Source organism: Prochlorococcus sp. MIT 0916 (genome assembly GCF_047305155.1).
In the GTDB taxonomy this organism is placed as follows: Bacteria; Cyanobacteriota; Cyanobacteriia; order PCC-6307; family Cyanobiaceae; genus Prochlorococcus_B.
Genome location: NZ_CP138980.1, coordinates 1,806,443 through 1,829,505, shown reverse-complemented (window position 1 = coordinate 1,829,505; position 23,063 = coordinate 1,806,443). Strand labels below are relative to the sequence as shown.

Sequence of the window (23,063 nt, the reverse complement as noted above, 5' to 3'; positions counted from 1 at the left end):
AACTACTAAAGCAATATCTGAAGCAAGAATCAAAAATAGTTATTCCTTATTTTGTAATTGCTAATCTTAGGATTTTTACCTGATCTCTCTTTCACATTATTTAGCGCTAATAGTTCTTCAGATTCATAAGAAAAATTAATATCACGGTTAGTCCTACCTCGACCGAACCTCACTTAGACCAAATATTTTCTTATTTTTGGTTTCATCAGAGATTTTGGTTTGGACTTCTCTGAAAACTTTCTCCCAAAAATCTAAATGACTGCTGCAACTTATAAAAAATCTGCTTTAAAAGTTTTAGTCCTTTGGAACCTTCCTGCGTTACTTCTCTTTGCGGGTGCTTTCCAAATAGGCACCTTAATAATCGTTTAGCTTTAGGAAAAGAAAATGGACATGAACCCTTTCAAGCCGATAATTCAACATTTAGATGAATTTTACGAAAAAATCCTTTCAATAAAGTTAAAGTACACATCAAAAAAAATTTATCCAAAGTTCCTCTTAACTAAAGTCACTACATAATTTTTTTGGGCTAGGTTTTTCAAAAATTCAAGGAGATCAAAGAATTTAATAATCATGGATTAGATAGTCTAGGGATTTATTGGATGCAATACCTTTCAATAACGTTAATTTCTTTATTGATTTTTTTATTGGCCTAGATAAGGCTGTTCCGAGTTTCCATCAATTTGTTTTATCTCTCTGATTCAAGCTTCAGTGCAGTGGTTTTAACTGTAATGGTATGAAAATTAATTAGTCATAGTTTTTTAGTTGTAATTGCAGCATCAACAGTCACCATGAAATTTATAAAGTTAATCTGATATAAGCTTGGGAAACAAATTGACCTATGTTAAGAATCTAGTTAATACATGGTTGCGCTAACTTCTTTTTTTCTTATCTGGAAGTTTGATTAGATGACTTGATTTGGTTTGAGATATGAACTTTCAAATCATGATTGCTTTATGAAACGCTCATTAGTTCTCGCAATATTTTTGATTCTTTTCCTTCCTCTGAATGCAGATATTTTTGATGAAATAGAGGCTAAAAGAGAATGTGATAAATGGGTTAATGAAGGAGGAACTTACCTCATGTGGAAAAAAGATTGGAAACAAGTTGATGGTGGAATGCAAAGAAAATGGAAAATAAAGAGAGTTTCCAAAAGAGTCTGTCAAATGGATCAATTAAGTAATCAATTTATTGGATTAGAGTACCAAGTCAGAAATGGAAAAGTTCTTTCAAAAAACGAGATAATTGGGAAGATACATGAATTAATAATTAAAAGGACTTTTATCTTTAAGCCATAGATCGTTTTGAACAAATTAGAATAAAATCATTCAACCTAATGGAAGATGAGTTGCACCTAGATGACTGAACAAATTGAAGTGCTTGGACAATTTGATGTCAGAAGAGATGATATTGCTACTGAAAGTGAAGCGGAACTTTCTGGTCAGATATCAATTGATAAAGCGAGAATAACCAATACATTTGGAGGAGATCAATTAAACGCTGCTTTGGACGCAGTAAAAAATAATAAAACATATGTCAGAGGTTATGAGAATCAAGCTAAAAAGTTTTATATCAGTAGAAAAGATTGTCCAGTAAGAAATTTTTGTGAGGATTTGGCAGGGCCAAATAAGAGAGCTGAAGCAATACAAATGTTTGATGCACTGTTCTGGGGGTCATGGATCGCTTGTCATGAAATGCCTGAGCAAGCAAAAGAATGGTTAGATACGAGAGTAAAAGATTATAAAGATGGAATCAAGATGGACTTTATATGTGATTGTCGAAAATTTAGAGGCAATGATGCTGATAAGACTCAGGCAAGCGAGATGACTAGGGCAGAATATCCATTTGATTGTCATGGTTATACTCTTAAAAAATATATTGAAGAAGAGGCAAATAAATAATTATGTTCAATAATTCAATTGCTTATTAAAGAATTCGATATTTTAAGTTTCAATGGTTTGCTTGATTTAATGAATCACCAATTAGTTTTTTATCTATTTTATATTCTAATTAAATAAATTTAACCAAAACTATTACTATTTTTGGAGAGCCTGATCTCAGGTCCTAACCCTTACGCCAATATCATTCAGAGATAGGTCTCCACTCTACCTTTAAGTCAATGCTCTAAGAAAACCACATTCCACCGTTCTTGCTTGCTTCCAAGAAACACTTGTTTTGCTCGGCGATATCTTTAATCAGCTTTTTGGACTTGTGTGACTCAACTATTTGATTGCTGAGTTTTTTTTCTGTCACAGGCCATAGCCTTGATAGCAATGATCTTGTTCTTGCTCTGGCAAATGAAACCATAGATCAATAGTCCTATAGATTAGTGGCAGCTTATTAGCTTCCTATATTTTTATAGCCTTAAAACTAAGAATACATATTACATATGTTATGAGATAAAGATTCTCTTTCATATCCCTTACTTGGCTTCAGGATTTATAAACATTTGATTGGAGTTTGACAAAAAATCTTGGACTAACTATTTATTAATTGTTGTAGGTAGACCAATAGAAGATGAAACACTGACAAAAAGAGCTTTTGGCTTTTCTCCCTTCGCTCTCAACAAAGTGAGGAGAACCACTATTACTTTCAATAAATGATTCTCCAGCGCTAAAGTGTTTGATATTCTCACCTCTTGAGTGTTTTAGTTTTCCTTGTTGTAAATAAACTATTATTCGTGGTGGATGTATATGTAAGGGGTCTTTAATCTGACTGGAATATTGACTTTTAAAAGTCTTAGTTAAGCTTGTTTCTATCTTGAATATGAGATTTTTTACCGCTAAGTCCCCTCTTTGATTGAATTAATGGAGTAACTTCTATCTTTTCTTGAGATTTTGCAGGTTAAAGAGTTATAAAAGCACTTGATAAAGCTATCGCTGACAGGAATAGGGGTTTAAAGATATTCATTAGTGAATTTTAAAGTTTAAGGTTAGTGAGTTTTGGCTAGGACTCCAACCAATGGTGTTAATTCTCTTCATTTGTTTGTGACTGATGTGGCCATTTTTTTAACTTTGCTTCGAGCAACAAGATGAATTGAGAGAGATCGGCTAGAAAGGGTTATGAAATTCTTTTTACCTATCTACCAGGACCTTAATGATTACTTTGCTGTAAGGACCAAAACCATCTCTCGTATAGCTATAGCTGACATTATGGACAACAGTATGCTGATCAGATGGTATAGCAAAATTTTTGATAGCTATTTACTCGTAAAAGACTTGAATGGTTTTGGATATTTTGAATCTGATTACTCACATGGATATGTACAAGCCACCTTTCGATTTAACAAGCTCGCATTGGAGGTAATACGTTTTCAATTAGACTTGCGTGGACTTAATAGAAGAAACACCAGAGAGATTTCTATTATTGAAGAAGCTATGAAAGGCTAATTACATTCCCGACCTTCATACTCTATTAGGTTTGAAAGGATGAATTATCTTTATATGTAAGAGAAACCTAAAGAGATATCCATCCCTGCTGAAAAACTGTAAAAAAAATGCAATGCTAACTACTGTTCTGATCATTTTTTATGAATACCCTAATTATATCCACATTTAGCTGTACTTTTGAGGAGTTTGAAAAGGAAATTACTGAGAATTTCTTTGGTTGCTTGGTTAAGGATTATGTAAGTGATTATGAGTTTGTAAAAGTAAACGACCATAAAGCTCATACTTTAATTCATATCACCGATATGGATAAATTTGGAGCCTCATTAGAAAGTGATGAAGCTCAAGAGTTCGACAAAAGAAATAATTGCAAAGATATTGTTTATACTCTTGATCTTATTGAATAAGTTAATTCTCTAGGGTTTAAAGAGACTGTTTCTACTGGTAAAAGTAATGAAAACAATAAAAAAACTTTTCCCATTTATTGCTGCGCTTGGGGTTTTCTTCTTGGCGAGTAATTCGGAGATGCAGAAAAAAATGAATAAAAATTACTCAACTGATAAAGAAATTAAATCCATTCCTGTTGAGGGATTCAAACCCAATCAATGAATTCTAAAATAGCCATCTACAATTTGGGAAGATAAGCTCCTTCCTTTGTGATTGAAACTAACGATTTAGAAGTCAAGTTCAAACTTTGTACAAGCTTTATAGTCAAAGAAGTTATCGCATTAGATCCGCTAGCAAGGAGGCAATGGCTTTTTACTTACAAAGGGATTATTCAATACGCTGATTCTCATGGAAACGAACTTACTAATGAACAGATTGTAGGAGCAGATATCTATAGAGACCTTATTAAGCAAGTAGAAGAATTAATTAAAGAAGAAGATTTTGAAGGGCAAAATTATAACGCCTATAAAAGCCGAGATCCAGATTACGAAACTATTTACAAAAAACGTTTAAAACAAATACGAGAAGATTTTCCAATACCTGATCAATTTAAAGAGAGGAGTTCATAAAAACCTTCGCTGAAACATCAATAAAATGGTCTATTAGCTTCTACTTAGGTAATTCTTTTATTGATTCTTTTTCTTAACGCCTTAAGTTGATAATTAAATCTCAATTGTTTTATATGATGCAACTTTTCAGCTAAATCGACTGGCATTGACCTTGCAGCTTTAACTAGCTCAAAAGCGTATCTATGAGTATCTTTTGTATAAGAATCCATAGTCGAAGTTGGTATTCATAAAACATCCTTGCAACTGAAAACAGATTTTGTCTATATAAAAAAGAAAGTTGAGTATTAACGCTGTTCGGTTGGTAGTAAAAATGTCCAAAATAATGATCTAAAACGTATATATCAGGTAGCTTCTTCCTGTCATATCAAGTAGGTTGGTGAATCTTTCTTCTTGTTCTTTTTGTTTTTAACACCATTGATTTGAAGATCCGAGCATTTTTAAATTAAAAATGCTTATGTCAGAAGAGCCTGAAAAGTTCGCCTCTTACTACAGCAACTTTAAAAGAAATATGCAATGGTTAGTTTTATCGCAGAAAAATTAATGTCATTCGGAGCCGAAACACCTTTTATTCTTCTTGCTCGTATTCAAGTGAAGTCAGATAAGGTTCAAGAATATTTATTACTTGCCGCTAAAACTGATAAGGCTGTTGAGGATTCAGAACCCGGAATGTTGCACCATACGTTTGATCAAGATCCCGAGAATCCTCTTTGTTTCGTTTGGTCCGAAGTTTATAAAAATGACCAAGCTTTCCTTGCTCATTTAGCAAATCCACCTGTAGGAGCATATTTACAGGGTCATGCAGAACTTGGAGATAACTTTACTGTCGAGGTTTATGGAACTGTTGGAGAAAAATGTAAAGCGGCAATGGTAGCCACTGGATTGCCATTGAAAATCTTTGAAAGCAAACTTGGTTACAGTAGGGTCTGATAAAATGGAAAGACTTTTTATTGTATGTACATTTGATTGTTCGTTTGAATACTATGAAGAAACGATTGAAAATTTCGTTAAGGAATATGGTTGTGGAGTCGTTATTGACTATGACTTAAACAAAATCAATGACCATAAATCGCATTCCTTTTATAACGTCACAAGCTTAGAATCTTTTATAGGAATACTTGATACTCCATTTGCTAGGGAGTGGGACAAAGCAAACAACTGCAAAGATATTGTCTATAAGCTTGAGCTTGTTGAATAATGTATGACTAGCTTTTTCAGTACGCCTTAATTTTTAAAATGAATACTTGGGTTATGAGATTATGAGTATTTTTGACTGAACATATAATCTGAGAACCATTGGAGAGGTAACCGTGATTAACTGTCGTGAAAACCCCTGCCAAATGATTGTTATATCTTTTAGAAATTAAAGGTTATTTACAATTCAATATGACTTCAATTCCTACGTATGCTTTCCCCTCTTTCTCTCCAATTCTAGTTGTTGGCTTTTTGGGCATTGCTGTATCTCTATACACTCTTTATACCGTTAACAAGGCTTACTACAATTCGCCTTTTAGAAATCAGGGTTGAACTGGCTAGATGAACTTTGTAAACACCGCTGAAAGAATTTCAGTTATTGCATTTAATCAAGTGAAGAGAGTTGAGACTATTTCACACTCTTCACTCAATCAGGTAGATATTGATTATTTATAGTTTCACAATCAATTAGTTTAATAATTGACAATACATTAAAATTAATAGAAACTCTGGAGCAAGCTAAAATTCAAAGAAAATTCTCCAGTTGATTAAATTAGCTGAAAAAGAATCTTCAGTAGACATTACTAAACAACCAGACCAGCTCATAGGTGTATGGGAATTAAGATGGAGTCGTTCAAAACTCCATTCCTAAACTATCTTCCTTTATTAGATAACTTGCAAATATTAGATACAAAGAAAAATAGAGGTCTTGATTTTTTAGTCCCAAGGGATTTCTTGGAAAACTCTTAGCTACTAATATTCTTGCAGAGTTGGATATTATTGATCATAAACGTATAAATGTTACTTTTAAAAAGACAGGCACAGTAGGGCCGCGATTATTCGGTAAAAAAATATGCTTCTTATCAGAAATAAAAAAGTTCAAAAGGGTTGGCTAGATACAACTGTGTTAACTAATAAATTGCGAGTATGTAGGAGGGGTAAAAGTACTACGTTTGCGTTGTTAAAAAGAGACGACTTATCAATAGCTGACTTTTTTAATCCAATTATAAATTTAATTCGTTATCAATTTCAGATGAGCTCATCATAAAGTCTAGATTAACTAAAGTAGATTTTACTTGCTAAATACTCAAGATAATTATCATCACCTAGACGGTTTAATCTTACCTGTTTGAATTTGACAACTAGGGCAAAAATCAAGTTTCCTTTTCCCATACCATTTTCTTTCTATACGACTCTTGCAATTTAAACATTCATATTGGTATCTCATGAAAACAGCATGTCTATAAGATTTTCTTGGTTCTCCGTTCTCTTTGTTTCTATCGGCTATATATTTTGAGACTGTAAAACCTCCGGTTTTATAAGCTAAATGGGAGATGTTTTTTATTGATTTTGCCCATTGAGTAATTCTCGTTTTATCAAGATCAAATGGTCTATCATCGGGATGTATTTTTGCATCAAATAAGATTTCTGAGCGAAGATAGTTCCCTAATCCAGCGAAGACAGTTTGATCAAGCATCAAAGTTGAGGCTTTCTTTTTATGGAATGTTTTCGAAGTTAACCTCTCTTCTATTAACTTATAACTACAAGATTCATTGAGTACATCGGGCCCGATTTTCTTTAAGAATGAATGCTCGTGCTCTTCAGATGTTGGAAGTAAATCAATATCAGTCGCCGACCACAATCTAACTGTATGTTTTTTTGTTTTAAAAACGACTCTAAGAGCTCTTGTTGATTTGATTTTTGTTGTATTTAAATTGACTGTCCATCTTCCATATAATTGATTATGGCTATACATTGTCCAACCATTCTTGAATCGGATAAGCATTGCCTTCCCTCTAGTTGTTATCTCTTTGATATTTTTGTTTTTGACTATTTCCTCCCTATCTTTTATACGTACATAGTAAAAATTACTTTTAACAATTTCTTTGTCAACCAAAGCTCTACTAATCCTATCTCCAGCTCGTCTAATCTCTGGTCCTTCAGGCATTTTAAATATAATCCTAAGTCGTTCTCAATAAAAATGTGGTCAATTTATATAGTAGTTCAACATCTATGAATGATTGCCACCTCGAGAGACCAAGGCTTAAATTCTCTTCAATTGACTCCCACATTGATGGCTATGTAATTTTCCTGGCTTAAATATTGAATGACTTCCAAGATAAATTTTTCTTCTTTACTCGTTGAATCAAGATTTCAACCAAATTATGACCGAACCTCTTTGTCCTCTGGCTGAAAGCCATTTGCCATTTTCTTCTAACGCGATTAGGGCAAAAAATGACTTTTGCTTTTCTTCGGGTTCCTCAAGAGATCTGCTCAATAGAATATTTGGACCTAATTTCAGTTCAATTAAGTTAAAAACGAATGCTAATAAAGGTTGCTTACCTTTTAAAGCACCAGAACCTGAAAACTCTATGGTGAAAAGTCCAAATTGAATGGATGCGATAACAGAAAATTTAGTTGAATTCTCAGTTGAGATGTCCTTTTTAAACGCTATGTTTGCAGAGAAAACTCTAAGCAACGAACTAAAGACAGGATCTTCTTCGTCGATGTCTTTTTTCCATACAGAGACAAACTTCCAATCTCCAATAAGCGAATAAAATTCAATTCCACTACCTTGATTCTTTGCATGTTTTTCCAGTTGTAGAATCTTTTCTTTATCTGGGAGTTTGATAGAAGTCTTTCTTAAGGGTTTTTCTTTATTTGAACCTTTTAAAAGTGGAGACTTTCTTTTGTCACCTTGAAGCAAAAATAGAAGTGGTATTGCTGCAATTGCTAATGCTGCATCAATTAATAGAAATTTAGATATATTCATTTTTCGGAACCATGAGGAAGATCAGTCTTGATTAGTCTTTCCTATATAAATCTCTTATAGGTTTTCCACAGTGACAGAGCAATAGGACTTAACAGTTAAAGAGCTTTGATAGGAACTTATCAGTCGCTCTCCTTTTTTTCACTAATCAAAAAAGGCAAAAAAAAAGCCCTCTAAAAGAGGGCTTTTAAAAAAATCAAGTTAAAGACTTAACCGATTGCGGGTGCTACAAGAGCTACAGAAGTAGACTCAGCAGCTGCTAGGTCAAGTGGGAAGTTGTGAGCATTACGCTCGTGCATTACTTCCATACCAAGGTTTGCACGGTTAAGTACGTCACCCCAGGTTGGTACAACCTTGCCTGAAGTATCAACTACAGACTGGTTGAAGTTGAAACCGTTCAAGTTGAACGCCATGGTGCAGATGCCCATAGATGTCAACCAAACACAAATCACTGGCCATGAAGCCAAGAAGAAGTGAAGGCTACGGCTGTTGTTGAAGCTTGCATATTGGAAGATCAAACGACCGAAGTAGCCATGAGCTGCAACGATGTTGTATGTCTCTTCTTCTTGTCCAAACTTGTAACCGTAGTTCTGTGAATCAAGTCCTGTGGTCTCACGGATAAGTGATGAAGTAACCAAAGAACCGTGCATTGCAGAGAACAAAGCACCACCGAACATACCTGCTACACCAGCCATATGGAATGGGTGCATCAAGATGTTGTGCTCAGCCTGGAAAACGAACATGAAGTTGAATGTTCCAGAAATTCCTAGAGGCATACCATCAGAGAATGAACCCTGACCGAATGGGTAAACAAGGAATACAGCGAAAGCTGCTGATACAGGAGCTGAGTAAGCAACACAGATCCATGGGCGCATACCTAAACGGTATGAAAGCTCCCACTGACGTCCCATGTATGCAGAGATACCAATAAGGAAGTGGAAGATTACAAGCTGGTAAGGGCCACCGTTATATAGCCACTCATCAAGAGTTGCTGCTTCCCAGATTGGGTAAAAGTGAAGGCCGATAGCGTTACTTGAAGGAACAACAGCACCAGAAATGATGTTGTTTCCATACATGAATGAACCAGCTACTGGCTCACGGATACCGTCGATATCAACTGGAGGAGCAGCGATAAATGCAACGATGAAACAAGTTGTTGCCGCAAGAAGGCAAGGGATCATCAATACACCGAACCAACCGACATAAATACGGTTGTTGGTGGAAGTAACCCACTCGCAGAATTGTGGCCAACCTTTGAGCAACGAAGAACGCTGCTGCTGAATGGTGGTCATGAATAAGAGCGTTAAGTATTTGCTCTAAAGAGCAATAAATAAGATCAGAAAAAATCTGACAGACGGAATTTAGCTTCTAAATCAGATATCTAGGATGGGTAAACACACCAGATTTTTGCTAATAGCAATTAGTAAAGCTATTGGCATGAATAAGCATTTCTTATTAGATAACATTGTTGCTCCACTTACAAAGTTAATGCATAAGTTTATCCAATATTATTAAGTCACATACAATTAATACCAACAAAAAGGTTTATTTTACCGCAATATATTTATTTAATATTTACTTGATATTTCTCAAATTTAATTAGTTATGAATTTTATAAATTATCTTAGAGAGCTTATTAAGCAATTACGGTTGTACCAACTTCATAAGCACCAACTAAAAGAAGTAGTGCAGGAAGATTCCAGAGAACGATTGGTTTTGCAGCAGTAGTTTTGTTGATTGCAAGCATGACTAAAAGTTTGGTCTAGGTGGTTTGAAAAGATGAGTGAAACATAGATAGAGGTTCTCAATAGGAGTAGGGCCGTTGAGGTAGGGCTAACCATTTCGGGCTATTTATACTTATTAGAGTCATCAATAGATCTAATCATTAGATCTATATCTCCTAATTAGTTGATGTTGTTGGTATTTAAGGTTGAAGGCAGTTAAGGATTAGAAGAAGCCGTACCCGACCGTATCTTTCATTTAAAAAATTCATACTTTACATTTATTCACACAAACGCAATTCCAGTAATGACAAGCTCAACCTCATCTCAAGTAATCACTGAGTACGGCAAGCAAAACATCTTTGGCCGTGAAACACAGCCTCAGCTTGTAGAGGACTACACCAGCTATCCAGAGGAAGCAGAAAAGACCAATGGCCGTTGGGCAATGATCGGCATGATCAGTCTTTTGGTTTCATACTTCTCAACTGGTCAAATCATTCCTGGAATTTTCTAAGCGAATAACTACTAATAAGTAACTTCTAAAAACAATGCAACCATCTAACAAAACAATTCTAGAAAGAAGCATCGGCAGACCAGCCATGATGGCATTCGTTCTACTAACAGGTATCTACCTAACAACCGGTCAACTTATCCCAGGTGTCGTTTAATGAAAAACCAAACCACTGAAACTCCAAGAGTAGAAGAAGGCAAAGTAATTGCTGAAAGACTCAATGGTCTCGCTGCATCTGTTGGCTGCTTGGCTCTTGTCGGTGCATACCTAACAACCGGTCAAATCATTCCAGGTTTTGTATAATGAACAAAGAAACTAACTACTGGAAAACAGCAGAGCAGACGAATGGTCGCCTTGCGATGATGGGCTTCTTTGCTGCTGTAATTAACTACGGATTAACAGGCTGGATCATTCCAGGAATTGTGTAGTCTTAGCATTTAAATCTAACTAAAAAAGGCCTCTTCTCTGTCATTAGAGAAGGAGCCTATTGATGCTCTGACAATTTATTATTTTATTTTTTGATAATATCTCCTTTTTCAAATTTTTTATAAAGTACAAATCCAATCAGTAATAGAACAATCAAGGAAAAGTTCTCATTTAAAATCTTAATTATGAGATATGCAAATAATGGAATTAATATGAATCTTTTGGCTGATAGCTTTTCTTCAGATGTTAAATCTCTCCACTCAAGATACCTTCTCAATTGGAAAACTCTTTTCATCTCTCTACCTTTAGATTTTCTGCTATTGAAAAAACTATTAAGTAAATTTTTTAAATCATCTAATCGGCTCATTGACTCATAATGCCATTTTTTAATAATTTAACTAATAAGGCTAAAGAAAAACATTAATGTACTAAGACAGTTATCAGCTGTCTTTAATGTCTCACATCCTCTCGACGTGTCAGATGCTATTTAACAAGATTTTTTCATCGTTAAAAAGTTTAGAAAAAGATTTGTCATATTGGTTTGAGATAAAAGACTATCGAATTAAGTCTTTCATCTCAATTACCTCAAGCTTAATTAATCAAATTTTGATTTAACTGTAGATTTTTGCGCAAATTGGACCAGCTTCCTCATCTGTAAATACTGGAGTAGTTTCCCAATCTAGAAATTCAGCCCATTCAGCGGCATGTTCATAAAGTGCTTTTGGATCTTCTGCTTTAACAAGAATCCAGCCTTCAAGTGATCCAGGAGCGTGATATCTACCCAGCATTTCTGCCCCGGCATACGGAGCTCCAGTAGTTAAGAATTTTTCTGCACCTTTTTGGTGGAAACCAGGCTTGAATTTCCAATGCTGAATGTAGAGCATGAATCATTTTGTAATCTTGATACTTATAAACGAATTTTGTATTTTTTGCTCGTAACGATGATCACATCTTGATACTTACCATCTTTTTATAGATTGGATAAAGGATTTAAATTTTTTAGAATAGAGGATATTTCTGATTGATCAGAGCGTAGTGAAGAGATTAAGTCGGGAGATTAGTTAATTAGGTGTTAAGACGGACTTGTTTGTTGTTTCTAATGACGCATTAATTGTTTAATCATTTTTTATTTAAATGCCATCACGAGTTCTTGATGATTTTATTGATGATTGTTTTCTGAGTGGCGATGAAATTTGTAAATTTGACATCTACCGATCAAGAAAATATGAGAATAGGATCAACCCAATTGCTTCTAAATTAATAGCGGCTAAGCAAAAGAGCGGTTTAAATAAAACCATATGAAATACCAATAAAAATTCTAACTTCTATAGGACAAGATACCTGTTATTATCACAATAATCTTGAGCTTTATTAGATTTTACTGGAAATAGTAAGACTTCCATGTAAAATAGAAAATATGGTAGCTAATTTTTCAAAATGCCATTAAAGAAAAAGACAGTACCAGTTCCATGGGATTTAAATGAGGGTGACGATAATTATCTAAAAGAGCCTTGGATTCTTAAGAAAGGAAAAGAATTTATTACTATTGAGACAGATAACAATAATAAAGGAAATTTCTATCTTCAAAAAGATGATGAAAAACGTCTATCTTTAAGTGCTTTACAAGCTAAAATGACATATCATAAACTTATTGAATTTGGTTATAAGCTTCAAAAACCAAAGAAGAAAAAAACAAAGACAAAAGCTGTCTCTGAAAAATAAGCTAAGATGAACTACTATTTTTTAAAGAAGAGATTTTGCATCTAAGAGTAGTTTTGTTGGCAATTTTTTTATCGTACTTAATTTTGATGAACACTTATCAAAGTGTCTTCATATCTCTTGCAAGTCTCACCTGTAGAGATTTTATTTGAAATCTATACAGGTGATTTGAATGGATACCCCTAAGGTAATTATTACAAAACAAAAAACAATAGCCAAGCATCTTTCTTTTGAAAATGAGATTGGTTTATCTTCTTATGACTTAGCCTTGATTTCTATTAATAAAATCTCTAGGAAGAGTAAATTATTAGTAAATGAAACTTCAAAGTCTACGTATCTAATCTAAGTCAAGTGCAAATTGTCTACCGTCTAAAGTTAACATGGAATACATTCATAAGGTAGATATTTGATTTATTTATAGTTGTAATTACTGATGCTGACTAATAAAAGTAGCTTTTGTAGCTAGATATTTACATGATCTCATTACTATTGAATTAAAGGCAAATCACTAATGATAGAAACTATCACTCAATGGTTTTCTTCGAATTACAATCCAAGCAAAGCTGAAAAATATAATGGCTGGCTGCCATGATTGGAATTATTTTTGGCATAGGTGCATATGCAATTACTGGACAAATTATTCCTTGACTCTTCTAGTCCTAGTAAATGCTGAGGTAAGAAAACGGAGGTCATAATACTCCCGCATTAAGACGGATTTACTATTGTTGTTTATTTCTATTAGATCAGAGATAGAAACACGACTTACCTGAAGAACCATTTAAAGCTTATGAGCGGATATAAAGGTTCTCTTCTCTAAACCTAATTTCATACAATGAAAAACCAATCTTCACCAAACCCATCTAATCAAAATGATGATTATCTAAAAAGGTCGCAAGCAGAGATGCAAAGAAGATTTGTGGATCTGCAATTTAAGAGAAGTGAATTGGAGAAACAGTTAAAAATAGTTAATGAAGTCCTTTTTTCTTTGGGTCGAGAAATGGAGCAACACTTTTCATATAATCAATTTTACAAGTAAGAGTAAAGTCTTGAGATACTGCTTAAAACATAAGTACTATTACATTGTTTAGCATAGATAAAGTAAATTTTCATCTGATATCAACCTTGATTTAGGCTATTACAAGATTGAGTCAAGACCTAAAACCTCAACTGTTTAAGAAAAGATAATATATGTATATTTACTATAAGTTATAGATTGTTATTTTGTATTAGTTCACACCAGTAGGCATAATTATAAAAATAGCTATAAATAATGATTACTTTAAGAAACTATATATATCAGGGATTGATCTTTTTTTGCATCTTTTTTCTAATATTTTTCTCTTCTTCTTTTAAGATATTTGCTGAGGAGATCGAATGGTTAGAAGTATCAAGGACAAATAATGAATTACTTTCTATAAAACCTAATTCAATCAAATATAGTAACAAAGGTTTTCTTTCAGTTATTGCTAAACAGGTCGAGATTGATCCAGATGATTCAACCCTTATTAATGATGAACCCTTTTTGATGGCTATCGATTGTGAGAATAGATTATTCAGTAAATTCCCAGTAACTTATGATCTTAAGCAGGTTAAAAATTGGGAAAACCCCATTAATAATAAGTTGATTAAAAAATCTATTATTAATAGTTGTTCTTACTAATTGATTGGCTATGGAAAGACATCAATACATTTTTATTTTTAGTGACAAATAAATTTGATAATTAAAAAGTTCTAGAAAGATCATATTTAATTGAATTTTTCATAACTCTATGCAAAGTAGTTTTGTTGGTTTGTTTCCCTTGAGTTATGCAGCGTTATCTGATCTCTTATGAATTTAATGATGGAGAAGATCAAGAAATCGGTGGCGATATGTTGGTAAAATGGTATGAAACAGGTGGAGTAGAGAATAGACCAGAAACCTATGAGGTTTATTCATGGGTTTTCATGATTCAGAATGGTACCGGTCATTGCGTAGTTAGGGCAGATTCTTTAGATACGATATGGAAACTTTGGCATCCTTGGAGAAAATTGATGGATATATCTATTCAACCTTGTTTAGATCTGGAAGAAACAATCTCATTGATCAAAAAAACAAGGCCATAGAGCAAATCCTTGATTTTGAATATAAAAACGATTCTAAAAACCACTCGATCTCTTCACCTCCTATTGGGTGCACTTCTTATAAGCATGTTGGTTTCCCAATGGAAACGATTGCTCCATCTGTTTAGGTACAAACTCTGCTGTATGTTAGAGGCTTAGCTGATGTTGTTGCCGCCTGCAATTTAGGTATTGGCTTTTTATTAATTATTTCGAGTTCCACAAGAGATTTCCATTCACCTAGAAAAGTTTTGTTAGGTGAGTTGGTCTTAATCTATTGCTTATTATTAGTTGCTGTCTTCAACACAATAAATGCAGACATTCTTGTTAATACTGTTCCACCCCCACCTTTTGGATTGTTCTTATAGAAAATCCCTTTTTGTGTACCTATGGATTGCTGAAAGGTAAGACTTGTGAATCAAATTAAGTCGGTACTTTTTTTGATTTTAATACTTTCCCAATCATGAGAAAAGGTAGTGATAATTTTTACTAAGGAATGAATAAAATGAACACAATGGTCTTATATGCTCTTCACTTAATTGAAGAGAATTTATGCTAACTACTTTATTTGCTTCTGCATTCCCTTGGCTCTGGCTTGCTGGAACAGATCTTGGAATAAATCATTTCACTACTGACTTAATTCTTGTCGTTTCGTTCGCAATTTTGACAGCTCTTCCCATGTCATTCCTAAGACCAACAATTAAAAAGTGGGAACAAGCTGGAGTTAAGAGCTCTCTTTTTACAAAGTAGAATTTAGAAGTTGACAGACGATTTCTTTAGGGGAGGCCTAAGCCTCCCTTTTTTAGTTGGTAACTCTTACTGATTGAATCTTTTTGATCAATCGCTTTAATAGATATAAATTTATTGATTTTTTTATGACCATTACCACGTTCTTGAAAAAAAAACTTTTTAAAATAAAAAATAGGTTTGATGTACAAAAAGTTCCAATCATGATGCAGAAAGATTTAGAAACAATGGCTTATTTGAACAAGATTTAAAACGAAATAATTAAGGTATAAGACAAACTTATGAATAAGAAAGTAGGGTGGATCTAGTTAAGGCTTAGGTGATGACTGCTACCGCAACTGCTATTGCTGCTCCAACAGTAAAAGATCAGGAATTGATCCCACATGGTTTGGTTGAATCAGCAAGTGTAAATTCATTTGCTGATTTCGTTTCATCAAATTTGAATGAAACGGAGGCAAACAAAGAAAAGGATGTAAATGATTTTATAAATACTTTTATTTGTCACCTGATTTTTTATGCGGTTTTTTGTATTTCCATTGTGTTGCATATCCTTATTGATCTTGGACTTGGGTCGTTAGTTAAAAATCAATTTCGTAGGTTCATTGAAATTGCTAAAAATACTTTTGTTGAGAAAAATCCTGCTTTAGCTTGATTCAAAGAATATTTATAAATTAACTATGCTCTGCAGTTAATACGTGGTGTGTTTTTAGATTTTTGGTAACTATTTGATGCCATATCAGATTGGCTTCTTTTGCTAAATCTATATATTAGTTTCTGCCTTCGGCATTCTTCAACTTCAATAATGTAAATGCATACCGATAGGTGAGTTTTTTGTCATAATCATGATGTCGTTGGAAAGAAGGATGTATCAAAGGACCAAAATTGATTGTATGAATGTAACGACATGAACTTTTTCTATTAAAAGAGGAGTCATTGCAGCTGTTTAACTAGCTACTGATTTTTCATCAGATAATCCTTTTTATCTTGGATTTGCAATAATAGAAAATATTTTTTGGACTCTTTGTTTTGATTCTGTGGTTTTGTGATTTTTATTGGTTCAGTATTCCAACCAATAAAAATTGAATTCAACTTATTTATTAAATGGTTTTTCTTATGACTGATAAACTTGAAAATGATTTTATTGATAAAATTTTTAAATTTTATACTCCAACAAGCACATTACCTTCTATTAAAATCAAAAAATAAATTTTAATTTTTATGGGAGATAAGAAAAAAAAGAAGAAGTGCAAAAAGAAAAAATGCTCTGCGTGGAAGGGTGGTAAATGTATTTGTCATGGTCAATAAAAAAGTCATAAATAGCGTCTGTTGTGTCGATAAACATTTTTAGGAAAGTCAGAGTCTTAATAAAATGAGTCTTCTCTAGGGTTAGCACTACCTCGACCGAACTACATGGTAGTAACACTGTATTTATCTTTAAAAAACTGCTGCGTAAATGCCTTTCTCTTAGCCGTAGTTCCTCACGCAATTTAATCATCAAAAAAATGAACTCATCTAATAGCCCTAAAAACTGGTCCGAGTGGAACAACTCTAAGCATTTCACTGATTATTCTTTAAATTCAACCACAGGGAAATTTGTTCGTTTTTCTATTGCTGCCTTACTTTTTGTCCCTGTTGGTTTTCTTGCTTACATGACCACGATCTAATTTTTGTTATTACTACTGATTTGATAGGACAACGGTCAGTTCCTTACTAGTTTTTGAATCTATTAGTGAATGCATCACCCTCAACAAAAATTTTTTTTCGATTAATACCTGCTGGCAAAGCAAAAATAAGTACTACAGATAGGAAAACAATTAAATCCAATGGGAATCTACCAACCCCCCACTCAGAGAAAGCCAATCCTAAAGTTGTGATTTGCATGTTGATCTAAGTTAGTCTGCAAAATTTATATGAGATTATTAAATTTTTAATATTGGCTTAGCAAAAGTTATTGATTGAGCTTGGAATTGTGGGATCGGTACTGACTAGACATCACCGTCAATCAAAGATTTCACTATTTCTTAGAATTGTCAACAATATTTAGAACATTCCCGATTTTATATGAATAAATAGCTAGGAAATTAGTGATGCAAATTCTGGTGAGTTTTAAGTTGAACTAATTGTGTAATCATTTTTCTTAGACTCAACATACGTCAATTTATGGGCATGAATAAATAGTCAGGGAAATAGCTATTTACTCAAATGAGGATGGTTCCAGTGCTTGAAAGTCAGAGTATCGCAAGAACTTGAGCGGATCTAAACCACTTAGTTCGAAAGTTATAAATAATAAAAATTTTTGTATGCAAGGGAATAGTCTTTTTGTAAATTTTTAGAAAGCTTAAGAGGCTGCGCTTCTCTCTCCTTGGAATAAGTAAAGGTGTAAAGAACGTTACCAAGTATATTTGACATATACATTCTTAAACCCTCTAATTGAAGATTGCGAGAGGGAAAACACTACTTTGATAGTTTTATGTGCTTTAGGTTGTCCAATTAAATACGTTGGGTAATATCAAAAAGTAAAAATTATCATGACTTCTACTCAAGCAATAAATGGCAAAACTGTTACTCTCGCCTTTGCTAATTATAGGGTTATTGCATCCGTTTGCTACAAAAGCTGAAGTATATGATGCATTCTGTGATGTTAGTCAATCCACTTCAAGTAAAAACGACTCAAGTATTGAGGTTTCTAATTGTCAAATAACTCTTTCAGAGGAGGGGTTCTCAGGACCAACCGATTTCATCCCCAAAGAAAATATTTCGCAGTGGTATTCAGTTCGACAAGAAGATAACCTTCTCCTCGGTGTCGCAGGTGCTGCTGGTGGTACTTACACAGGAGCAGTTGTAGGTATTGCAGTATGTGGTGCAAGTGCAGGAATACTGTGTATACCAGCTCTGCTTGGAGGCGTATATGGAGGAGGACGTTTGGGATCTCAAGTAGGGGAAGGGAAAAATTTCTTATTTTCAGTCATCGGTCAGAATTCTGAAGGAAGCACTGTTGCTCAAAATTTTAGAACTCTTAAAAGAAAAACTTCCAAAAAGCTTAAAAAGGAATTAGCTGAAATTAGTGGTTTAAAAATGGGGCAAGTCAAAATTATTGGGAAATGAAGTGTATTTTTCTAAAACAAATAATTGTCAATAATATTGGTATTTGAAGAAAAGGTGGGAGCTACGAAGAGTTGTGTTTATATATAGTTTCAGTACATCAAATAAATAAATCTGAAGCTGATGAGTAAGAAAAAGCAGACAAAAAAAACAAATTCCAAAAATGTTCAAAAAGTTGATGAACAACAACAACCTAAAAAAAGCAATACTCTTATTTTTGGTGGAATTTTACTTGCGATTAGTTCGATCGGACTTTTGATTTTTGTACTTAGCGATAAGGTATTTCATTTGAGTTAAAACTTTAGTGTCTGTTAAAATTACTTCTGAGAGAAATACTTTTAATTTTTTTATCGAGTACAAATTTTGGGACGGTTTATTAAACAACCCACTGACTTAAAGCTTTGATAGCTAATCAACTCTTTATGAACAGCAAGATGTTTTCTTCGCTAAGAACAGGAATGACCTCAACATCATTTCCAAAATCTTTATACCAAGGCAGACACCATTTCCAAACTGCTTTGTGATCGGATCCTTTTATAATCGCCCATTTATTAGCCCCTTATGGATTCACAACTGTGTTGATGATCTAGAAACCATCAAACTTGTCTGATTATCAAACACTTTCAACGTATTGGGCAAAACTTCAACCCCTTCCAAATGTGCTTCTTGATCGGGAAACTGCAAATGAATGAAATAAGTTTGCATCAATTAATAAGAAAAACTATTACAGCACATTTTAAAAAATAAAAATGTTTCTCGGTCATAATGATGTTGTTATGCAAATTAGTTTTAATATAGTTAGCTTTTGATTTGTACTGAAGGCACAAGTGGTAGAGCAATGAGTAAATCAAACCGAACCATGTAAACCGAATATTACTCATTCACGCTTATGTTTCTATTGCTAGAAGATTAGTAAAATATTAAACAAAAATGGCTTACTTTAAAAGGTTTGTTCTAAAAGAAGTTTTAGAAGAAGATATTTTCTTCAATTGCGATCAATATTAAAATCTTATGGAGGACTCTGAGCAGCAATGAAAACTACTGAATTACTTTTGATATTTTTCTCATTTTCATTTTCTTTTTTAGGAATTTCTTTACTTGTTTTTTATTAGACATTATTTAATCTTTTTACATACATCTGACTGGTATTGGATTAATTACTTATGTTCATTAGATTTAAAAAGTGCTTTCATATTAATTAAGAAATCACAACTTTAGCTTTCAACTTTTACCTAATGGAAGACCAAATTAATGCTGCCGAAAAAAGCACATCTATTTCCGCCGAAATTTGCCAATGGTCAGGAGCTGTATTTGGTATTTTGTTCGGGATAGGTTTTCTCTTAGCGGAAGTTCAAAAGAACGACCTAAAATCTATTCCTTGGTGGAAGCCAATCACGGCTCTTGTCTCCGGAGCAGCCGTATCAGCTCATGGTAGCAATGTTGTTAATAATAAAAGGACAACAGAATTAATTGCGTTGTTAGTGAGGTCGACTAATAGCGCTTCTGAGTTGCCTATATCAAAGTCACCAGAATATTCTGATCTTTTGGAGGACTCTGATAATCAATGACTTATTAAGCTATTCAGCAATTAAAGAGTCATTCTAATATTTATAAGGTTTACACTTTCTTAAATAGCGAGAAAAGAGAAACCTAAAAACGTCAATGATAATGACGAAAATATTAAAATTAATTCAATGTATTTCATTTAAGGCACTAGAAATTTACTCTTTGTGGTTGAGCTTGATAGGAACAAATACCAAATTGCAAGCACTCCATTTCTTCATCGTTGTTTGATGGATGCTTAGAAAAACTGAGTCTTTCAGATAGTTGACTAAGAACAAGTCGAGCAGCTTTTTCTGCAGCCTCAGTAGTCAATTGAGTAAAGCGATTTCCGTAGGACATAGGAGGTCGAAGATCCACAATTTATTTCTACTCCTATAGGGTGAATGATACCTAGAGAATAAACACCTAAGTATTAATGTGGTTTCAATAATCTGCAGATAGGCTCTAATAAATTGTACATTTGGATAAACTTATCTCTGTGGTAATTTTTTGAAGATTTTAAGTGAGACATATAATATTTTAATAGTTTTAGATATTGGTTTTTTTAGATTATTAGGTTTAATAGATTGAATATAAAGTGGAACTTGATTGATGAGTGGTGATAACCTGCTTTCTCATTTGCCAGTAAAATTTTATTCTGATGAAATGACGGAAACCAAAAAGATCATTTATTTAGAACGAAAATTTCAAGAATTAGATGAATTTATTGAAAATATTCCTGAAGTGGCATAGTGCTGGATTTATTTTTATCCAAAATACAACTCTTCTGGTCTAGGTGATTGGGCTTGCACATCACAAATCCCAAACTGTAAGCATTCCTGTTCCTCATCTTTCCGTTGTTTGTCCGTTTGAATGTTACTGAGGAATAATGCTCGAATATTATGAATTAAAAGTTTGAATGGATTTAAAGACATAATTAAGCTCCCTAAACTTCCTTTAATATTTATACTCTAATCGGCTAGCAAATCCCAAGAGAGTAAACCCCAAGGTATTTATACGCCTTTACAGGGTGTGAAGAGGACGTTTTAAGTATCAAATGATGTGCCTAGATTTAACAATATCTATAATTACGAATGATCAAAGCAATAATAAGAGCAATGTATTCTGCTTTTATTTCTATTGTCTTAATCTCAATTATTCTGGCTGGCTGGACTTGTTTTACATTTATTTCCCAACCCACGAAATCTGGTGAGATAATTAATGTTATACAAGATATTTATAAAAGTCAGAAGACAGTACTCATAGACGTTGTTGATCTTTCGAAATTACTAATAAAGGATAAAAGTGAGAGAATAACTAGTGAAGATAATAATCTTTTAACAGAGTCAGAATTGCTGACAAATGAAGAAGACAAGTCTCTTTTACATGAGCCGTTAACTCTAGAAGACAATGGTGATAATCCTCTCGGGATAGTTATTGAACCATCCTTGCCTGAAGTAAACGAAGAAAAATTGCCTGAAATTACTTTAGTACCATTAGATAATGATCAGAGTGAGGTTTCTATGAATGAAATGGAAATAGGAATGGATATGAATTAAGTCAGTTAAACTCACTTTCTTAAAAGGGTTTAATATTGCCTTGCTTACAATTTTTCTTATGAATAAAATTTTACCTTTAGTATTTGCCCTTTCTTTTACTACAGCCCCTGTTTTGGCATGGGGTGAAGATGGATGCTCTTTATCTAATAAGAAAAAAGCCAGTCAAGATAAGACGGTTGAGCAAGTTTATAGTTCCGACTCTAGCGGTAGGTAATTTCAAGAAAATGAATGACTCATTGCTAATTCGAATTGTTTCTTTCTCTCTTGGTTTTCTTCTGCTTCTTTGTCCTGCGGCTGTTAATGCAGATGAAATTGATTCATCGCTTATAGAATTAGATCCTTCTGAAACCGTTCAAGCTCCTAGGCAAATGACAGAAAAGCAAATGAACGATCTTTTTGGCGAAGATCCCTATTTAGGCCAAACTTCTTATCTCCAGTCTCCGGAGGGGTTTAGTCAAAGAGAAAAATCAAAATAATGGAACTTTTATTATCTAGAAAAGCCAAAGTAAAGCGTGGAGATAAAGTTGCCTCTTATCAATAAAACAATCTCTTTCAAGAAAACCACTAGTTGATACTTTGACAATTGTCTCTATGTATTGAATTTGGTTCCCTTGACTGTATAAATACTTGAGTGTTCCTCCCCATAGATTTCTTAAACCAATATGAGTAGAAATTAAGCAAGTTGTTTAAATGTCTAACCATGCCATTCTCAAAGCAATTATTTCGAAATTTTTCTGGGGTTTCCAGTCAAGGAAATGAAATGTCTGAGTTGTTTTCTAATTACAAGCCAAAATATGATGATGATGTCATGGAATGCTTGCAATTTGGTATCTGTTCTACGCGTCCAGCCCCCCCAAGAGACATCCCCTATTTTCACTTTTGAAAAACAACTTTCCTTATATAACTGTTCACTATTTACTAGTACTTAATTAAGCTAATTAGCCAATGTTAGCCAGCGTAAAATTATTAAAATCAAAACAGTCGTAACTAAAGGGAATGCTGGATAACGAGTTTTGAAATTAGCAGGAGGCCAGGGAGACCAGGAGATAAGTCTTCCTTTGGGCTCTTTAATTATCTCTTTTTTTTCTGAAGTCTTTGGGGTCTTTGGGATAAAACCAAGTTTTTTGTTTTTTTTTGCTTCTGTCATAGCTATTTCATTTAAATTGGATATTAAAAGGTCAATTTGCAGAGTGTGATTTTGAGGGCAACTAGATTGATCTTATTTTTTGTTTTTTTTAAGATGATTTGTACACACACACACATATTTAGCAGTTGAATA

General features: G+C 33.5%; 38 protein-coding genes. 27 read left to right on the top strand and 11 right to left on the bottom strand.

Annotation, left to right across the window (positions count from 1 at the left end):
* Positions 1–953 precede the first annotated feature (953 nt).
* Entirely contained in the window at positions 954–1,295 is a 342-nt protein-coding gene (locus SIB53_RS10100) for a hypothetical protein (protein WP_413678058.1), read from the top strand.
* 60 nt (positions 1,296–1,355) lie between these two features.
* A complete protein-coding gene (locus SIB53_RS10095) occupies positions 1,356–1,898 on the top strand; it encodes a hypothetical protein (protein ID WP_413678057.1) in 543 nt (180 codons plus the stop codon).
* Between the two features lie 223 nt (positions 1,899–2,121).
* Here the strand turns inward: SIB53_RS10095 and SIB53_RS10090 are convergent, their stop codons facing one another.
* On the bottom strand, positions 2,122–2,304 hold the full coding sequence (locus SIB53_RS10090) for a hypothetical protein (RefSeq protein WP_413678056.1): 183 nt from the start codon (positions 2,302–2,304) through the stop codon (positions 2,122–2,124).
* Between the two features lie 845 nt (positions 2,305–3,149).
* Here SIB53_RS10090 and SIB53_RS10085 point away from each other — a divergent pair.
* The 4 genes from SIB53_RS10085 (at position 3,150) to SIB53_RS10070 (ending at position 4,399) form a co-directional block, all read left to right on the top strand.
* Positions 3,150–3,386, top strand: a complete 237-nt coding sequence (locus SIB53_RS10085; RefSeq protein ID WP_413678055.1) for a hypothetical protein — start codon at positions 3,150–3,152, stop codon at positions 3,384–3,386.
* A gap of 140 nt (positions 3,387–3,526) precedes the next feature.
* Positions 3,527–3,790, top strand: coding sequence for a hypothetical protein (locus SIB53_RS10080; protein WP_413678054.1), 264 nt, complete (start codon positions 3,527–3,529; stop codon positions 3,788–3,790).
* A 46-nt stretch (positions 3,791–3,836) separates the two neighbouring features.
* Entirely contained in the window at positions 3,837–3,992 is a 156-nt protein-coding gene (locus tag SIB53_RS10075) for a hypothetical protein (RefSeq protein ID WP_413678053.1), read from the top strand.
* A gap of 47 nt (positions 3,993–4,039) precedes the next feature.
* Entirely contained in the window at positions 4,040–4,399 is a 360-nt protein-coding gene (locus tag SIB53_RS10070; protein WP_413678052.1) for a hypothetical protein, read from the top strand.
* Positions 4,400–4,443: 44 nt separating this feature from the next.
* Here the strand turns inward: SIB53_RS10070 and SIB53_RS10065 are convergent, their stop codons facing one another.
* Entirely contained in the window at positions 4,444–4,608 is a 165-nt protein-coding gene (locus SIB53_RS10065) for a hypothetical protein (protein ID WP_413678051.1), read from the bottom strand.
* A 331-nt stretch (positions 4,609–4,939) separates the two neighbouring features.
* On the opposite strand from SIB53_RS10065, the gene SIB53_RS10060 reads away from it, so the two are divergent.
* Together SIB53_RS10060 and SIB53_RS10055 are read left to right on the top strand one after the other, a co-directional pair.
* Positions 4,940–5,326: a putative quinol monooxygenase gene (locus tag SIB53_RS10060; protein WP_413679154.1), complete on the top strand. Its 387-nt coding sequence runs from the start codon at positions 4,940–4,942 to the stop codon at positions 5,324–5,326.
* A 4-nt stretch (positions 5,327–5,330) separates the two neighbouring features.
* On the top strand, positions 5,331–5,594 hold the full coding sequence (locus tag SIB53_RS10055; RefSeq protein WP_413678050.1) for a hypothetical protein: 264 nt from the start codon (positions 5,331–5,333) through the stop codon (positions 5,592–5,594).
* A 1,098-nt stretch (positions 5,595–6,692) separates the two neighbouring features.
* Here SIB53_RS10055 and nei read toward each other — a convergent pair.
* The 3 genes from nei to psbA form a co-directional block, all read right to left on the bottom strand.
* The gene (gene nei / locus SIB53_RS10050; RefSeq protein WP_413678049.1) at positions 6,693–7,538 is read right to left on the bottom strand and encodes an endonuclease VIII; all 846 of its coding nucleotides are present in this window, start codon (positions 7,536–7,538) and stop codon (positions 6,693–6,695) included.
* Positions 7,539–7,736: 198 nt separating this feature from the next.
* Entirely contained in the window at positions 7,737–8,363 is a 627-nt protein-coding gene (locus tag SIB53_RS10045) for a hypothetical protein (protein ID WP_413678048.1), read from the bottom strand.
* A 206-nt stretch (positions 8,364–8,569) separates the two neighbouring features.
* The gene (psbA, locus tag SIB53_RS10040) at positions 8,570–9,652 is read right to left on the bottom strand and encodes a photosystem II q(b) protein (protein WP_011294225.1); all 1,083 of its coding nucleotides are present in this window, start codon (positions 9,650–9,652) and stop codon (positions 8,570–8,572) included.
* A gap of 736 nt (positions 9,653–10,388) precedes the next feature.
* Here psbA and SIB53_RS10035 point away from each other — a divergent pair.
* The 4 genes from SIB53_RS10035 to SIB53_RS10020 are packed head-to-tail and all read left to right on the top strand — an operon-like array spanning position 10,389 to position 11,020.
* The gene (locus SIB53_RS10035) at positions 10,389–10,595 is read left to right on the top strand and encodes a high light inducible protein (RefSeq protein WP_413677989.1); all 207 of its coding nucleotides are present in this window, start codon (positions 10,389–10,391) and stop codon (positions 10,593–10,595) included.
* Positions 10,596–10,629: 34 nt separating this feature from the next.
* Positions 10,630–10,749: a high light inducible protein gene (locus tag SIB53_RS10030; protein ID WP_011294968.1), complete on the top strand. Its 120-nt coding sequence runs from the start codon at positions 10,630–10,632 to the stop codon at positions 10,747–10,749.
* Positions 10,749–10,895, top strand: a complete 147-nt coding sequence (locus SIB53_RS10025; RefSeq protein ID WP_219046122.1) for a high light inducible protein — start codon at positions 10,749–10,751, stop codon at positions 10,893–10,895. The genes SIB53_RS10030 and SIB53_RS10025 overlap by 1 nt, the downstream gene beginning before the upstream one ends.
* Positions 10,895–11,020 (top strand): chlorophyll a/b-binding protein, encoded by a 126-nt coding sequence (locus SIB53_RS10020; RefSeq protein ID WP_413677988.1) that lies wholly within the window; start codon positions 10,895–10,897, stop codon positions 11,018–11,020. The genes SIB53_RS10025 and SIB53_RS10020 overlap by 1 nt, the downstream gene beginning before the upstream one ends.
* 83 nt (positions 11,021–11,103) lie before the next feature.
* On the opposite strand, the gene SIB53_RS10015 is transcribed toward SIB53_RS10020, so the two are convergent.
* Positions 11,104–11,385 carry a hypothetical protein gene (locus tag SIB53_RS10015; RefSeq protein ID WP_413678047.1) on the bottom strand — a complete coding sequence of 94 codons (282 nt, stop codon included), beginning with the start codon at positions 11,383–11,385 and terminating at the stop codon, positions 11,104–11,106.
* A 244-nt stretch (positions 11,386–11,629) separates the two neighbouring features.
* Positions 11,630–11,902, bottom strand: a complete 273-nt coding sequence (locus tag SIB53_RS10010; RefSeq protein WP_413678046.1) for a DUF3303 domain-containing protein — start codon at positions 11,900–11,902, stop codon at positions 11,630–11,632.
* Between the two features lie 553 nt (positions 11,903–12,455).
* Here SIB53_RS10010 and SIB53_RS10005 point away from each other — a divergent pair.
* From SIB53_RS10005 to SIB53_RS09975, 7 genes are all read left to right on the top strand, one after another.
* On the top strand, positions 12,456–12,740 hold the full coding sequence (locus SIB53_RS10005) for a cytochrome oxidase (RefSeq protein WP_413678045.1): 285 nt from the start codon (positions 12,456–12,458) through the stop codon (positions 12,738–12,740).
* 829 nt (positions 12,741–13,569) lie between these two features.
* Entirely contained in the window at positions 13,570–13,773 is a 204-nt protein-coding gene (locus SIB53_RS10000; protein ID WP_413678044.1) for a hypothetical protein, read from the top strand.
* Positions 13,774–14,007: 234 nt separating this feature from the next.
* A complete protein-coding gene (locus SIB53_RS09995; protein ID WP_413678043.1) occupies positions 14,008–14,397 on the top strand; it encodes a hypothetical protein in 390 nt (129 codons plus the stop codon).
* Positions 14,398–14,543: 146 nt separating this feature from the next.
* Complete coding sequence (locus tag SIB53_RS09990) at positions 14,544–14,840, top strand: DUF3303 domain-containing protein (protein ID WP_413678042.1); 297 nt, start codon at positions 14,544–14,546, stop codon at positions 14,838–14,840.
* 546 nt (positions 14,841–15,386) lie between these two features.
* The gene (locus SIB53_RS09985) at positions 15,387–15,584 is read left to right on the top strand and encodes a hypothetical protein (RefSeq protein ID WP_269625030.1); all 198 of its coding nucleotides are present in this window, start codon (positions 15,387–15,389) and stop codon (positions 15,582–15,584) included.
* Positions 15,585–15,903: 319 nt separating this feature from the next.
* Positions 15,904–16,233 (top strand): hypothetical protein, encoded by a 330-nt coding sequence (locus tag SIB53_RS09980; RefSeq protein WP_413678041.1) that lies wholly within the window; start codon positions 15,904–15,906, stop codon positions 16,231–16,233.
* An 850-nt stretch (positions 16,234–17,083) separates the two neighbouring features.
* Positions 17,084–17,245 carry a hypothetical protein gene (locus SIB53_RS09975; protein ID WP_413678040.1) on the top strand — a complete coding sequence of 54 codons (162 nt, stop codon included), beginning with the start codon at positions 17,084–17,086 and terminating at the stop codon, positions 17,243–17,245.
* 46 nt (positions 17,246–17,291) lie between these two features.
* Here SIB53_RS09975 and SIB53_RS09970 read toward each other — a convergent pair whose 3' ends face one another.
* Positions 17,292–17,462 (bottom strand): hypothetical protein, encoded by a 171-nt coding sequence (locus SIB53_RS09970; protein WP_413678039.1) that lies wholly within the window; start codon positions 17,460–17,462, stop codon positions 17,292–17,294.
* 711 nt (positions 17,463–18,173) lie between these two features.
* Between SIB53_RS09970 and SIB53_RS09965 the strand changes: the two genes are divergently transcribed.
* Entirely contained in the window at positions 18,174–18,686 is a 513-nt protein-coding gene (locus SIB53_RS09965) for a hypothetical protein (RefSeq protein ID WP_413678038.1), read from the top strand.
* A gap of 120 nt (positions 18,687–18,806) precedes the next feature.
* The gene (locus tag SIB53_RS09960) at positions 18,807–18,980 is read left to right on the top strand and encodes a hypothetical protein (protein ID WP_413678037.1); all 174 of its coding nucleotides are present in this window, start codon (positions 18,807–18,809) and stop codon (positions 18,978–18,980) included.
* Positions 18,981–19,095: 115 nt separating this feature from the next.
* Here the strand turns inward: SIB53_RS09960 and SIB53_RS09955 are convergent, their stop codons facing one another.
* Positions 19,096–19,182, bottom strand: a complete 87-nt coding sequence (locus SIB53_RS09955) for a hypothetical protein (protein WP_413679153.1) — start codon at positions 19,180–19,182, stop codon at positions 19,096–19,098.
* Positions 19,183–19,918: 736 nt separating this feature from the next.
* On the opposite strand from SIB53_RS09955, the gene SIB53_RS09950 reads away from it, so the two are divergent.
* Positions 19,919–20,251 carry a hypothetical protein gene (locus SIB53_RS09950; protein WP_413678036.1) on the top strand — a complete coding sequence of 111 codons (333 nt, stop codon included), beginning with the start codon at positions 19,919–19,921 and terminating at the stop codon, positions 20,249–20,251.
* A 145-nt stretch (positions 20,252–20,396) separates the two neighbouring features.
* Here SIB53_RS09950 and SIB53_RS09945 read toward each other — a convergent pair whose 3' ends face one another.
* On the bottom strand, positions 20,397–20,585 hold the full coding sequence (locus SIB53_RS09945) for a hypothetical protein (protein ID WP_413678035.1): 189 nt from the start codon (positions 20,583–20,585) through the stop codon (positions 20,397–20,399).
* Positions 20,586–20,837: 252 nt separating this feature from the next.
* Between SIB53_RS09945 and SIB53_RS09940 the strand changes: the two genes are divergently transcribed.
* The 5 genes from SIB53_RS09940 to SIB53_RS09920 all read left to right on the top strand — a co-directional run bounded on the left by SIB53_RS09940 (position 20,838) and on the right by SIB53_RS09920 (position 22,667).
* Positions 20,838–20,978: a hypothetical protein gene (locus tag SIB53_RS09940; RefSeq protein ID WP_219046019.1), complete on the top strand. Its 141-nt coding sequence runs from the start codon at positions 20,838–20,840 to the stop codon at positions 20,976–20,978.
* A gap of 341 nt (positions 20,979–21,319) precedes the next feature.
* A complete protein-coding gene (locus SIB53_RS09935; RefSeq protein ID WP_413678034.1) occupies positions 21,320–21,784 on the top strand; it encodes a hypothetical protein in 465 nt (154 codons plus the stop codon).
* Between the two features lie 58 nt (positions 21,785–21,842).
* On the top strand, positions 21,843–21,998 hold the full coding sequence (locus tag SIB53_RS09930) for a hypothetical protein (RefSeq protein WP_413678033.1): 156 nt from the start codon (positions 21,843–21,845) through the stop codon (positions 21,996–21,998).
* A 10-nt stretch (positions 21,999–22,008) separates the two neighbouring features.
* The gene (locus SIB53_RS09925) at positions 22,009–22,260 is read left to right on the top strand and encodes a hypothetical protein (RefSeq protein ID WP_413678032.1); all 252 of its coding nucleotides are present in this window, start codon (positions 22,009–22,011) and stop codon (positions 22,258–22,260) included.
* 224 nt (positions 22,261–22,484) lie between these two features.
* Positions 22,485–22,667, top strand: a complete 183-nt coding sequence (locus SIB53_RS09920; protein ID WP_413678031.1) for a hypothetical protein — start codon at positions 22,485–22,487, stop codon at positions 22,665–22,667.
* Between the two features lie 51 nt (positions 22,668–22,718).
* On the opposite strand, the gene SIB53_RS09915 is transcribed toward SIB53_RS09920, so the two are convergent.
* Positions 22,719–22,931, bottom strand: coding sequence for a hypothetical protein (locus SIB53_RS09915; protein WP_413678030.1), 213 nt, complete (start codon positions 22,929–22,931; stop codon positions 22,719–22,721).
* Between the last annotated feature and the right edge of the window lie 132 nt (positions 22,932–23,063).